Source organism: Vibrio agarivorans, from assembly GCF_030409635.1.
GTDB lineage: Bacteria > Pseudomonadota > Gammaproteobacteria > Enterobacterales > Vibrionaceae > Vibrio > Vibrio agarivorans.
On record NZ_JAUFQF010000004.1, the window covers coordinates 1003097 to 1016932 of the forward strand.

11 protein-coding genes are annotated in these 13836 nt (G+C 46.1%); 3 read left to right on the plus strand and 8 right to left on the minus strand.

Features of this window, described 5'->3' with window-relative positions:
• Positions 1-70: 70 nt before the first annotated feature.
• Positions 71-1012: an SPOR domain-containing protein gene (locus QWZ05_RS13155; RefSeq protein WP_264874586.1), complete on the plus strand. Its 942-nt coding sequence runs from the start codon at positions 71-73 to the stop codon at positions 1010-1012.
• A 58-nt stretch (positions 1013-1070) separates the two neighbouring features.
• Here QWZ05_RS13155 and QWZ05_RS13160 read toward each other — a convergent pair whose 3' ends face one another.
• The 8 genes from QWZ05_RS13160 to rpmE all read right to left on the minus strand — a co-directional run bounded on the left by QWZ05_RS13160 (position 1071) and on the right by rpmE (position 10189).
• On the minus strand, positions 1071-2813 hold the full coding sequence (locus QWZ05_RS13160) for a hypothetical protein (protein WP_290298768.1): 1743 nt from the start codon (positions 2811-2813) through the stop codon (positions 1071-1073).
• Between the two features lie 147 nt (positions 2814-2960).
• Complete coding sequence (locus tag QWZ05_RS13165) at positions 2961-3539, minus strand: ECF-type sigma factor (RefSeq protein WP_264874584.1); 579 nt, start codon at positions 3537-3539, stop codon at positions 2961-2963.
• Positions 3536-4873 carry a serine/threonine-protein kinase gene (locus QWZ05_RS13170; RefSeq protein ID WP_290298770.1) on the minus strand — a complete coding sequence of 446 codons (1338 nt, stop codon included), beginning with the start codon at positions 4871-4873 and terminating at the stop codon, positions 3536-3538. The genes QWZ05_RS13165 and QWZ05_RS13170 overlap by 4 nt, the downstream gene beginning before the upstream one ends.
• Before the next feature lie 161 nt (positions 4874-5034).
• A complete protein-coding gene (locus QWZ05_RS13175; RefSeq protein WP_290298772.1) occupies positions 5035-6189 on the minus strand; it encodes a conjugal transfer protein TraF in 1155 nt (384 codons plus the stop codon).
• 191 nt (positions 6190-6380) lie between these two features.
• Positions 6381-6959: an ECF-type sigma factor gene (locus tag QWZ05_RS13180; protein WP_290298773.1), complete on the minus strand. Its 579-nt coding sequence runs from the start codon at positions 6957-6959 to the stop codon at positions 6381-6383.
• A gap of 6 nt (positions 6960-6965) precedes the next feature.
• On the minus strand, positions 6966-8270 hold the full coding sequence (locus QWZ05_RS13185; RefSeq protein ID WP_290298774.1) for a serine/threonine protein kinase: 1305 nt from the start codon (positions 8268-8270) through the stop codon (positions 6966-6968).
• A 148-nt stretch (positions 8271-8418) separates the two neighbouring features.
• On the minus strand, positions 8419-9702 hold the full coding sequence (locus QWZ05_RS13190) for a malic enzyme-like NAD(P)-binding protein (RefSeq protein WP_264874578.1): 1284 nt from the start codon (positions 9700-9702) through the stop codon (positions 8419-8421).
• A 268-nt stretch (positions 9703-9970) separates the two neighbouring features.
• Positions 9971-10189, minus strand: a complete 219-nt coding sequence (rpmE, locus tag QWZ05_RS13195; RefSeq protein WP_004415989.1) for a 50S ribosomal protein L31 — start codon at positions 10187-10189, stop codon at positions 9971-9973.
• A 277-nt stretch (positions 10190-10466) separates the two neighbouring features.
• Here rpmE and priA point away from each other — a divergent pair, with 277 nt between their 5' ends.
• Together priA and cytR are read left to right on the plus strand one after the other, a co-directional pair.
• Positions 10467-12662, plus strand: a complete 2196-nt coding sequence (gene priA, locus QWZ05_RS13200) for a primosomal protein N' (protein WP_290298776.1) — start codon at positions 10467-10469, stop codon at positions 12660-12662.
• 127 nt (positions 12663-12789) lie between these two features.
• On the plus strand, positions 12790-13827 hold the full coding sequence (cytR, locus tag QWZ05_RS13205) for a DNA-binding transcriptional regulator CytR (RefSeq protein WP_264875450.1): 1038 nt from the start codon (positions 12790-12792) through the stop codon (positions 13825-13827).
• Positions 13828-13836: the final 9 nt, after the last annotated feature.

Below are 13836 nucleotides of genomic sequence, written 5' to 3' on the forward strand. Positions count from 1 at the left end.
CGCATAAAGCGGCTCTTTTTTTGCATTGAACTTGTCAGGAATGGTTAAAGCGGTAAAGGAATAGCGAAATATGGACGTGAATAAGCGCCATTGGGGTAAAACAGCGGCAATAATTGTTGGCACGTTATGGTGGGGGCTCAGTAGCCCATCAGTGCAGGCAGAGGAGTTCTTGTGTGATGCGACACAGGCGTCAAGCTCTGAGCTGGCTGTGTTGAATGCGAGTTGCCCAGTTGGTGATGGCTTGTGGGGTAAGCAGCAACCAAAGCACCCAACATCGATGTTTTGGATTCAGTGCGGCATCTTGTCTAAACCGTTAACCCTCAAAGAAGCGAAGCCACTTTACGATGTGATCAAAGCTGATGTGTGGGCACGACCAGAGCCCAAAGGCTCGCGCTGCTTAATTGGCCCGTATAAGACCTTACCAGAAGCCAATGCCGATCTGCGCAGTGTAAAGCGCGTTAAGGGCTATAACGAAGCCTTCGTACGTGCGGTATATCAGCAAGGCGCAGCTTCATCTGCAAAAGCACAGTCAGAAAAAGCTCAGCCTGTGGTAACCCCAAAGCCTAAAAAGCCAACACCCGCAGCGACTGCCAGTGCGAAGCCTAAAAAGATCGCTCCAGCGGCAACCCAACCTGTTGCCATTGCCAATTTGCCTCAAACAAACACCAGTAAACACGCTTCAGAAGTGGCTATTCGCCTAGAAAGCGTGGTAAATGGCCTCAATTATGCGGTGCCCTATTTGATGTTCAGTGATGAGCAGTTTTATATGGAGCATGGCCTACCATGGACACGCCTAAATTATGCGTCAGCAACCAAAACCTGCCAACAGATCAATATGCGCCTGCCGAATGATAGGGAGTGGCAGCAGTTTCTCGATGCCAAAATTATGGATAAAGGAGAGTGGCCCGTTCATCTGCCGTATTGGGGGGAGGAGCGCAAAGGGCTGTTTACTAGCGGGCAGGTGAATCAACTTTCGGGTAAGTCACTACTCAATGTAATGTGTGTTAAGTAGAGCGACGACAAAAAAAGATGCCACCATGAGGTGGCATCTTGATATGTATGGAATTTAATTAGTCGATTTTCTGCATTGAGCTTACGTTGCGAGTTTCACCGTTTGGCGACATCTTGCGACGTGTTAGATAACCTTGATCCAAATTTTTACCCGCTGGCATATAAGTCCAAGTCACGAAGTACTCGTCATCGCTAGGACAAACGTCACCCATTTTGTAGTCATCACTGTCACAGAAACGAACGGTAGTGTTAAGTTCTGCCAGTGTTGCTTTTGACTCTCGACCTTCTTGACCAAACCACCAGTAGTCGATATTGCTAAGATCAGTATAAGAGTACGGACCTTCCTCTTCGATAGTGACCGGTGAACCACTATTACATTCTGTGCCTGACATGATCATCCCAGTTGCATCGAACTTGAATTTCAGCTCAGCAACCTGACCATCGTTACACGTTTCTTTCTCTACCCAAGTACCAATAAAGTCAACATAGCGGTCAGTTTCTTGGTCTTCGATTTGGTAGATAAATTTAGTCTTCTCAACGGCTCTTCTTACTGTGTCATAGTCGAATTCATCACCCTCTTGCACATCATCACTGAGAGAGAACTTCTTCTCATGAATGGTAAGAACTTCTGTTACTGGATCGTAAGACTGAGCATAGATGTTTGCCTGCATAGAGACCTCATCATCATCTTCGTCGGCATCATTGTATGGCGCGATTTCTTCGACCTTGTTCAATTCAGCTTGTGTCTCAGATAGAACAAATGGCATGAAGAGTTCAACAGAGCTACGTTCTTCTGGGTCTTCAGATGAGTAGTTAAGTGCTTCATCTTCCGTTGTTGCTTTGTTCGGGTTGCTGAACTTGTAAGAAAAGGCATTATTAATAGCAAACTTGTCATCAATTTCAGCCTTTGAACCATCACAAGTTCTCTCACCATCGTTTTCAACATATTTGCTTGCTTCGCCATGTTCTTCAATACAGGTTAGGAACTCAGCCGCATAGGTCGAACTAAAGCCTGAATCATTGTTGCCTTTAAGCATGACTAATTCTTCTGCATCTAAGCGGTAATCCCAGCGCCCTGAATCACGCACAATATCAAATGTCTCTAGAGAGGCAGTCTTATCGGCGTGAACATAGCGTTGTGTGTGGTCATAGTTAAATTCAGGAACGATAGAGCGAACATTTTGAGATACGCTCACTTCACGAATAATGTGTCCTTTACCACGCTCAAACATAGGTACTGGCGAATCTAAACCACGATCTACACCATCTAGTGCATCCGTCATGTGCTTTACTGCAGCGTCTTCTGTCACTGGCTCTAACTGCATAGTTTCTGATAAGAAGCTGTGTACTGATTCTCTGTCATCCAGATTGATTTGACTCAGTTCGACTGCGTATTCAGACAGATCTGGAAGAGTAATTAGCTCTTCATTGTTGGTTGTTTCATCTAGGCTTTGCAGCAAAATAGCTAGGTTAACTGCACGGTCATAAGTACCAGAGGCTTCAAATGGGCTCAATACATCGCGATTTGAAGCCGCGCCTACTTTAAGACCTGCTTCTCCACCAACATAAAAAGTGACTGTTGCTTCATTTTCGACAGAAAACTCACCGCCGTTGGATGTCATACCGGAGTTTGTTCCATCGGTATAGTACAGGTTATCTACTTCAGCATCGATAAAACGACTTGCGGCTGGAGAAGGTGTAACGCCCGTTCCAGGGTTAGTCACTGAACTGTTATCATCATCTGACCCACATCCCGTAAGGGCTACCGCCACTGACAGTGATAGTAAACTGAGTTTTTTCATTGTAATTAGCTTCTTAAAGATTGAATAAAAAAAAGGCGATTCAGTTCTACTGAATCGAGCGCGATTATTCGTGTAAGTGCAGATCGGAGCAAGGAACGAACTTTAAGGAAAAACAGAGAAAAAAGAGTGACTAAGTGTGATGCAGATCTAGTTTTGTGGCAGTGAGGCGTTAAGCCAAGCTTTTGAAAAGTGGATGTCTTTTTGCACTAAGCTTTTACTACAGCTCATTAATGAGCTGATTTCATCCAACTTTAAACCTGAAAAGTACTTGAGTTTGAGTGCCTTTGCTTGGCGAGGGTAGTGATATTCAAACACCTCCAGGAGCTTAGCGGCAGAGAGAAAATGGTCGATATCAAGGCATTCTAGTTGTGGTGATGGATTGGCTGCAGCGCGCTTGTCTGTTTTCATTGCTCGGGCATTATCCACCAAAATCTGTTGAGTAATTTTGGCGACTAATAGGAAAAACTGCTTACGGTTTTTCAATTCTAAAGAATGGCATTGTGCAAGCTTGATATATGCCTCATTAACCAGAGCATGAGTATCAAGCATAGCTTTGGAGAGGACAGTATTATTGTGACCGAACTTGTGTTGCGATTTGGCCAGTGCTGCATGAGCAATCGCTCGCAGCTTTAGATAGCACAATTGGTAAAGTTGCTGTTCTGCCAGTTGATCGCCTTGTTGCCAAGCTACTATCAGTTGCGTCAAATGATTCCAATCTTTGTTCATTGTCTTCTATACGGTATTTGGATTGTCTTATCTTTTTTAAGTGAATGCTTGTCTGAAATGGGCAGCATTAACGCGTAAGCGAGCCGTGTTTTTATGTCAATTGGTAGGTCGCTTTTTCGCAACACCAATTCATGCATGTTGTGAACAATTGACACCATATCTCTTTCACTTTGTAGCGTCTTTCGGCTTACGTAGAATAGATTCGCTAGCTCTTTTACTAATAGTTCTCGTGCTGTCATTTCTTGTCTTAAGAATTGGTTTTTGTCGGTAAGTACTACGCTGAATCCAGTCAACACCATGACTAAAGCAAAGCTCAATAACCAACGAACACGGTAACGCTCAAAGCTTTTTCTTAAACAATAGAAAAATTGGTTCTTCAGTTGTGAAATGGGCTTTTTATCAGCGAGGTTTTCCAGATCTTGAATGAGTTCGGACACCGACTGATAACGCATAGAGACATCATCATGACACGCCACCGCATGCACCACATTAAGCTCATAGTTAAACGAGCTTGGCGAAAAGATATGGCCAATAACCTTGCCTAAAGAATAAACGTCACTTTGTACCGAGAGTGTTAGCCCTTGCTGTTGTTCAGGGCTTGAGAACCCACAGCTGTAACTATTGAGCATCATCGTGGTAGGTGAGCTTTGCGTGAAGCTCGGCTGAACAATATTAAAATCTAGAACTTTTGGTTTGCCATCTTTGGTAATCAAGATGTTCTGCGGTTTAAGATCCGCATGTAGCAGGCAGTATTGATGAGCGTGTTCAATCGCGCGGCAGATCTCGAGACACAATTGGTATTTTTGTTCTGTAGACAGTGTGGTGTGCGCTAAGTAATTGTCGAGGGTTTCTCCCTCAATATACTCCATCACAATGTAAACGCTGTTGTTGTATAGCCCCGCATCATAGACTTTGGGAATCGATGCATGGTTAAGGTTCGCCATCAGCTGAGCTTCCTTGAGAAGAAACTCTGGTGAGCTTATCTCATTCAAGTAGGCGTGGTAGAACTTAATCGCAACTTGCTGTTTAAAGAGTTTATCGGCCCTTTCGGCTAAGAATACCGCCCCCATACCTCCTTGGCCACATAGGGTGATGAGTTGATACTTATCGATCGTCGCACCTTCAAGTTCACACCAGTTATCCGAGGTAATAAGGTGTTTAGACTGATTCTCAATAAGCTGTGTGAGTAAAGGGGCATTATGTTCAGTAATCAATCGATTGAGCTGGCTAAATGTGGCAGGACATTGTTGTTGTGTGTGTAAAAGAAGGCGCTGTTGTTCATCGGGTTTGGCATCGAGCCAGCGATAAAAGCATTGTGTCGTCGATATTGTCATTATTATGCGCAGCTTGCTTTGTGTGAGTTACATTTTGTTACAGTGGCGCGATGGTATAGGAAATGGCAGAAAAAAGGTAGGGATAAGGTGGAGTTTAAAAAGAACAAAGCCCCATTCATGGGGGCTTTGATATTGAAACAGTTTTGTTTGGTTAGCGCAGATTAGAAATGCAGAATCATCTGAGCAGAGACACCGTAGTTGTTGTCTTCGCCGTATGACCCAGAGATATCCAAGCCGAACAAGCCAAATGGCTTCAAGCCAAGACCTGCAGTCAACAAGTCATCAGCATGATCGGTCATTGAGTGCGCATAACCCACACGAATCTGTGCCCAGCGCCACGCGTCTAGTTCAGCACCAAAGCGTGCGTATTGAGTCTTGTAGTCGATCTCTTTGAAATACTCTTTTGAAGTCAGGTCGACATCGGTAGTAAGCGTGTACCAACCGCGATCGTAAGAGGCACCAACTACATATTCTGGCTTAATTACATAAGTCGATGTTTGACCAAGATATTCATTGGTCTCTAGCTCGCGTGAAATCAGGTTGCGTGCAGAGAAAGCCAAGTTCCACTTGTCAGTGAGTTCATATGCAGCACCAATATCCATATTGAAGGCCGCATCAGTGTTAGCATCATCAAAATCGAAGTCATCGTCTTCGAAATCATTCACGGCTTCACCATAGCCAAGAGATAGCATCTGCTGTATTTTTGGTGAGATACCTAGGTGCAGGGGCTTATCAAACCAATCGAACTGCTTGGCGAAGGTTAAACCTACATCTAGTGTTGCTCCACCGAGAGCGTAGACACTTGAGTGTAAATCATCAGGGTCGTTGAGATCAGGGTTGAGGTCTCTTTCATCGACTACCGGTACACCAATGACATTCGCGTTTAAAAGCGCGAAAAAGTTAGTGCTAAGGTATTTGTTTGGAATCGCGATGATAATGCCAGTGCTCGCTTCTGCCGTAAGTACTTCACCTTGAAGCTCGCGCAAGATGTTTTGCCACTCTTCTGGAGAGGCATTTAAATCACCGTCGTTAATTTGGTCTTCCCAACGCATAAATGCATCATCGAAGCGATCGATGGTGTCTACCATGTCACTGCTGTCGTGCACACGAGCGCTGAATGTTGGCAAGATCATGCCAAAGTTATCGCTCTCACCATATTGAGAAGCAAGTGCTGGGTTGTGAATGCTGCTGGTGAGGTATGTTGCTGATGCGACACCAGTGCCGCCCATCGCGAAAGAGCGTGTGTCTACGTTTGCGTTTGCAACAAGGGGTAACCCTAGCGCCACTGACATTGCTAGTGCTGTAAGCCGTTTCATTTTTTTCGATCCTGCTTGATTCGAATTTATTTTTTTGTCCAACGTGTTTTGTCACTGTTAGTTAACAAAGAACACGATAGAAGATGTAATTATTTGAATGCGCGTCACATCTTAGTGAGCGGTGTATGTTTTACCGCTCAAATAAAAACCAAACAAGGCACGAAGAAGGTCGATGTTTTCCGTAAAGTTTTTTACGAAACTTCTGCGACAAGCATACGCGATTGCAGCCACGCACGAGAAAAACGCAGGTCTTTTTCGACTAAGCTAGTGCTGCATTCGAGGAGTTGGCTGATTTCATCAATGGTGAGGCCGATATAGTATTTGAGTTTGAGGGCATCGGATTGACGTGGGTAGCGAGAACTGAAACGGTCGAGGGATTTTTCAAAGCTCACCACACCTATGATTTCGTTTTCTTCTGTTTCTGAAAAGGGGTGTAAAGAGGTCATAGGTTGACGTTTTTGTGCAGACTGAGCGCGTGCGTTATCAATCAAAATTTGTCGCATGGCTTTCGCTGCTAGTAAGTAAAACTCCCTCTGGTTATTTACGCTGTCGGGAGATAGCGGATTCAGCTTTAGATAAGCGTCGTGAACCAGCGCGGTGGTGGCATTTACGCTGTCACACAACACCTTGTTTTCTTCTCCGTGCTTGAGGCCACATTGTGATCGAGTATGGCGGGCAATATCGCGAAGTCGAGAATAGGCTAGGCGGTATAGTTTGCCTTCAGCGGCTTTGTTACCCGCGAGGTAGTTTTGAATTAAACAGGTCGGCATTAGTAATTACTCATGGTCCGGGTACGGCTGCTGCATCTCATTGATTAGCGCTTTATGAATACGGCTTGGTATGACGCGGCTCTCTTCAATACGCTGGGTGAAATCATCCAAAATCTCGTGGGTGAGGTCGAACTCGTGCACGGATTTATCGTAGATCGATTGCCTAAGTTGAATGACCATCTCTGAGGCGATCTTCTCTTCAAATTCTAACTGTTGATGCCTATCAATCATGGCAAAGGTTAATAACACCACGGAAATGATCGCAAAAAAGGCAAGCATCATCGAGATAGGGTGACGCTGGATAGCGCGGTAAATCCGGTAGCTCTTGTCGTGACAACGCGATGATATTGGGCGCAGTTGACGAATGTTTTCAACATCACGTAGCAGGTGAGTGACTGACGAATAGCGCTTTGTTGGGTTAGGTTCAGTCGCTTTTTGAACCACCTGATGAATGTCATTGCAAAACGGCAGACTCGCTGTTAGATGCTGTAAAGTCCTTCCTAAAGAATAGATATCACTGGCTTTGGTGAGAGGCTCGGCCGCGATCTGCTCTGGGCTAGCAAATTGACGGCTGTAAGCCGAGAGTTGCTGGCCTTCAGCTATCTGGTGCAGGTGGTGCACGATATTGAAATCAATCAGCTTAACCTTGCCGTCAGGTGTAATAATGGTGTTGCTGGGCTTGATATCGGCATGCAGTATTTGATGATAATGCGCATGCTCAATAGCACGACACATCTGAATAACGACATCGAGGCAGTCATTACATGATAAATCGTTTTGTTTAAGATGGTTATCGAGTGTAATGCCCTCAATATATTCAAGCACAATGTAAATGGTGCTTTGCCCACCAAATTGTTCGAACCCACCGTCATACACTTTGGCGATATTGGGATGATTAAGCCTGGCAAGTATGTGCGCCTCTTGAAAGGGCTGTGCTGAGATTGGGGTCTGGCTCAGTATCTTTGATACCCATGGCTCAAATACCTTTATAGCGACTTGTTGATCAAAGGTGTGATTATCTCGCTTAGCTAGATAGACCTGGCCGAACCCCCCTTGACCAAGTGTCTGCTCCAAGCGGTATTTGTCGATGTGCATCCCAACGAGATTTTCTGATTGGTAACACACTGTTGAGGCGCTGTGCCGTAGCAGTTGAGTAATATGGTTCAGTTGCTCTGAGGCTAGCATTGACCTTATTTTCTCATGTTGCTCAGAGTCTTGCTGCGCCAGTAGATTCAGAGCTTGTTGCTGAACATGATCAGGTTGGTCAATAAGAGAGTAAAAAATCTCAGTTTGAGAAGCGGATAGTATCACGGGTCGCTATACGGTTAATTCGACCTAGATGAGTGTAACGAGTCTTGTTGCTGAGTAAATTCGCTTGAAATGATTTGATACAAAAATGCGTGCTACTGAATGAATAATGCCAGTGAATGCATTTCACTGGCATTAATGTGTGCAGATCTTAGTCTTGCATGTAGCCTTCTGGCATTTCAATGCGTGCTACACCAGACTCAACAGCGGCTAGCGCCACCGCTTTTGCCACGCGTGGTAGTAGGCGAGGGTCCATTGGTTTTGGAATGATGTAGTCTTTGCCAAACTCCAGCGCATCAACGCCTGCTGCTGTTAATACTTCAGCGGGTACTGGCTCTTTAGCGAGCTGACGAATGGCGTCAACGGCTGCCAATTTCATCTCATCGTTGATTTCGCTTGCACGCACATCAAGCGCGCCGCGGAAGATGAATGGGAAGCACAGTACGTTGTTCACTTGGTTCGGGTAGTCAGAGCGACCCGTGCCCATAATCAAGTCATCACGCACTTCGTGAGCGAGCTCAGGTTTTATTTCTGGATCTGGGTTTGAACACGCAAACACAACCGGTTTGTCCGCCATCAGCTTCAGTGCTTCTGGTGGAAGTAGGTTCGGGCCTGATACACCAAGGAACAGGTCAGCACCGCAGATAACATCTTCTAATGTGCGCTTGTCGGTATTGTTAGCGAACAATTGCTTGTATTCGTTTAGGTCATCGCGGCGAGTGTGGATCACGCCTTTGCGGTCAAGCATGTAGATCTTCTCACGCATTGCGCCACACTTGATCAGGAGTTCCATACAGGCCACTGCAGCAGCGCCTGCACCTAGACAGACGATGGTAGAGTCTTCGAGCTTTTTACCTTGCAGTTCGATGGCGTTAAGCATGCCGGCTGCCGTTACGATGGCGGTACCGTGTTGGTCATCATGGAATACAGGTACATCGCAACGCTCGATGAGGCGTTTTTCAATCTCAAAACAGTCCGGTGCTTTGATGTCTTCAAGGTTAATGCCACCAAAAGTGTCTGCAATGTTCGCTACCGTATCAACGAACTCATCAATGGTGCGGTGTTTAACTTCGATATCAATCGAGTCAAGGCCTGCAAAACGTTTAAATAGCAGCGCTTTACCTTCCATTACTGGCTTAGAAGCCATAGGGCCAAGATTACCTAGACCCAGGATCGCTGTACCGTTTGAGATAACCGCAACCATGTTGCCTTTAGAGGTGTATTTATAAACGTTGTCGGCATTGAGGGCGATTTCACGGACTGGCTCTGCCACACCTGGGCTGTATGCGAGTGCTAAATCTTTCGCTGAATCAGCTGGTTTAGTGAGTGAAATTGCAATTTTACCTGCGGTAGGTTGAGCATGATAGTCGAGAGCTTGCTGGCGAAATTGTTCTTCAGCAGAAAGTGGAGTAGCGTCGTTTTTATCGTTAGGCATGAGAGCTGCTATAAATCCATGTATGTGAGACAGAGCAATATTTTAGTGGAAGCTGGATCATAAACCTAGGCTAAATTGTGAACTAAGGTAAATTCGTAGAATAAAAGTCTGCAGATCAGACCAGTACTGTTTGATGATGCTTCGAGAGGATTGTCGCACGCGCTTGAGGTGTTGCGCGTTAGAAGAAAATAATGATTATTGGCTGGTGAATTTTAGGCATTAAAAAAGGACGTCGATGACGTCCTTTTTTGTACTTACTTCAGAAGAATTACTTCTTAGAAGAAAGAGCACCGAAACGCTTGTTGAAGCGATCTACACGGCCGCCTGTATCAACGATACGTTGCTTACCAGTGTAGAATGGGTGACATTTGTCACACACGTCTAGGTGGATAGATTCTTTAGCTAGAGTTGAGTTGAACTCAAAAGAGTTGCCGCAAGAACAAGTTGCTTTTACAGCTTTGTATTCTGGGTGGATACCAGTTTTCATAGGGATAACCTCAATTGGGCCGTGTCGCTATCCAACTCTACGCTGGACACCACACGTAATTTAACAAAAACGTTTTTACTTGCTATACCGCTGATTCTGCTGCGTGAGCAAAATTAAGCCATATAGCTAAGGCGCGATATAGTAAAGAAAGCGGCGTTAGGGATCAACTGATTTGCTAAAAAAATCGCCAACTTTTTCACTGCCCATCGGTTCAATCATTGGATTGAGGGGCATTTGAGTATAATATGACGCTTCCGCAATCGTTTTCAGTCAGTCCATGCGCCCATCTATTGCTCGTGTATCTTTGCCAGTACCTCTGGACAGATCGTTTGATTATTTAATTCCTGCTCACCTTTTTCCGGTGATTGGCGGGCGAGTAGCCGTGCCGTTTGGACCCAAAACCATGATTGGTATTGTGACGGCTTTTGCTAGCGAGTCAGAGTTCGACAAACTGAAATCGATTAAGCAGGTGCTAGATGCTGAGCCGTTGTGGCCTGACTCTCTGTTCCAGCTTTTAACTTGGTGCAGTCAGTACTATCAATACCCATTGGGTGATACGCTCGCCAATGCAATGCCAGCGGCACTGAAAAAAGGCAAGCCTGCACAAGTGGAAGCGATTGTTGAGTGGCACCTTACAGAGGAAGGACGCACTCAATTAATGGCCGGCGTTGGCCGTGCAAAAAAACAAGCGTTAGCACTACAGTTGCTTGAGTCGGGCGGCTTAACCCGAGAGAAATTGAATGATGCGGGCGTTTCAACCAGCGTCACAAAAGCCCTTGAAGAAAAAGGCTGGATTGCCGCGCAATCGAGATTACCCCAAATTCAACCTTGGGGAGCTCAGGTTGAGCGAGAGGTAGAAAAACCAAAGCTGAATGAAGAGCAAGCCGTGGCGATTGCGAGTGTCAATCACCGTCAGAGTTACGGCTGTTTTTTGCTCGAGGGGGTGACGGGCTCGGGCAAGACCGAGGTTTATCTTAATCTGATAAAGCCGGTGCTAGAGCGCGGACAGCAAGCTTTGGTTTTGGTGCCGGAAATCGGCCTGACCCCGCAAACTATCGAACGTTTTGCTTCACGATTTAATGTGCCTGTCACAGTTGTGCACTCTAATCTCAACGAAACTGAGCGCCTCAATGCTTGGTTGGCTGCTCGCGATAGGGCATGTGGCATTGTGATCGGTACGCGCTCAGCACTGCTAACCCCATTTGCTGACCTCGGTATCATCATTGTCGATGAAGAGCATGACAGCTCTTATAAGCAGCAAGATAGCCTACGTTACCACGCGCGCGATGTCGCTATTATGCGAGCCAACAAAGAGGGCATTCCGATTGTTCTTGGCTCAGCGACCCCAGCGCTTGAAACGCTACACAATGCGCGTACAGGAAAATACAGCCACTTGCATTTAACGCAGCGAGCAGGCTCGGCAAAACCGACGACCAATAAGGTTCTTGATATTAAGGGGCTTTATTTGGAAGGGGGCTTGTCGGCGCCACTCATCGCAGAGATGCGTAAACACCTTGAAGCGGGTAATCAGGTGTTATTGTTTCTCAACCGCCGCGGTTTTTCGCCAGCTTTGATGTGTCATGAGTGTGGCTGGATCGCGGAGTGTCATCGCTGTGAGGCGTATTACACCTATCACCAAAATAGCAATGAGATTCGATGTCATCACTGTGGTTCACAACGCCCGGTGATTCATCAGTGTCAGGGGTGTGGTAGCTCGCACCTTGTGACTGTCGGAGTGGGGACTGAACAGTTAGAGACACAGCTAAACAGCTTGTTCCCAGATTACAGCGCCATTCGTATTGATCGTGACAGCACGCGTCGAAAAGGCAGCCTTGAACAGGCGCTAGAGTCGATTCGCAACAACGATCATCAGATATTGATTGGCACACAAATGCTGGCTAAAGGGCACCATTTTCCCAATGTGACCCTAGTGGCCCTGTTAGATGTCGACGGCTCGTTGTATAGCAGTGATTTTCGTGCTTCAGAGCGCTTAGCTCAGCTCTTTATTCAAGTCGCAGGCCGAGCAGGCCGAGCCAGTAAGCGTGGTGAAGTGATTTTGCAAACGCACCACCCAGAGCATCCGTTGCTGCAAGCACTGCTGACTCAAGGCTATAGCCAATTTGCGGATACGGCTCTGCAAGAGCGCAAAATGGCTCTGCTACCGCCTTATAGCTTTTTAACCTTGTTTAAAGCGGAAGCGAACGACAATCAGATGGTTGAGCAGTTTTTGCGTCAAGTGCGCCACACCCTAGAAGCACATCCGCTGTATTCTCAAGGAGATGTTGTACTTGGGCCGACACCAGCACCGCTGTCAAAGCGAGCGGGGAAATATCGCTGGCAGCTACTATTACAAACGCAATCCCGCGCTCAGATGCAGCGATTGCTCTCTAGCGCTAAGCCTGCCATTGGGCTTTTGCCATTGGCGAAAAAAGTGCGTTGGAGCTTAGATATTGAGCCACAAGACCTCAGCTAACGGCGATATGCCATTAGTTGATCTGTTGTGTTGTGAGTCATATCACCTTTTTACTGAAAGAAATGTTAATCACCCCGTAACATTAAATTCGTAAATACATACACTAATTGTTTGCTACGGAGTAAAAATTGAAGATGAAAACGAGAGGACAGATGTAATGGCGACAATGAAGGATGTTGCTTTATTGGCAGGCGTTTCGACTGCTACGGTGTCCCGTGCATTGATGAACCCTGAGAAAGTCTCAGCAGCAACGCGAGAGAAGGTCGAAGATGCCGTAATGGAGTCGGGTTATTCACCAAACTCTTTAGCGCGTAATCTGCGTCGCAATGAATCAAAAACGATTGTCGCGATTGTGCCTGATATCTGTGACCCGTATTTCTCAGAGATCATTCGTGGTATTGAAGATGCCGCAATGGAGCATGGATACCTAGTATTACTAGGTGATAGTGGCCAACAGAAGAAGCGCGAATCTTCTTTTGTAAACCTTGTCTTCACCAAGCAAGCAGATGGTATGTTGCTGCTAGGTTCAGACTTGCCTTTTGATGTGAGTAAATCAGAGCAAAAAAACCTGCCGCCGATGGTGATGGCGTGTGAATATGCCCCAGAGCTTGAACTGCCAACGGTGCATATTGATAACCTGACGTCTGCCTTTGAGGCCGTGAATTACCTGACACAACTTGGCCATAAGAAAGTGGCGCAGATTTCAGGTCCTAACACGTCTACGCTATGTCAGTTCCGTCATCAAGGGTATCAGCAAGCCTTGCGTCGAGCAGGCCTAGAGATGAAGCCTGAATATGTAGAGTATTGTGATTTCAACTTTGAGGGTGGCGTGAAAGGCGTGCGTAAGCTGCTGTCTAATTCAGAGCCGCCGACTGCGATTTTCTGTCACTGTGATACGCAAGCTATTGGCGCTATTCAGGAAGCGAAACGTCTTGGTTTCCGCGTTCCGCAAGACTTGTCTGTTGTCGGTTTTGATAACATCGACTTTGGCTTGTATTGCGATCCACCATTAACGACAGTCGCTCAACCACGCTATGAAATTGGCCGTCAAACCATGCTCATGATGCTGGAAGTATTGCGTGGTCATGATGTTCGAGCAGGGTCTCGTTTACTTGAGACTGAGCTGGTGATTCGTGACAGTGCTGCGCCACCAAGATTGGTTTAGATTCTGTCG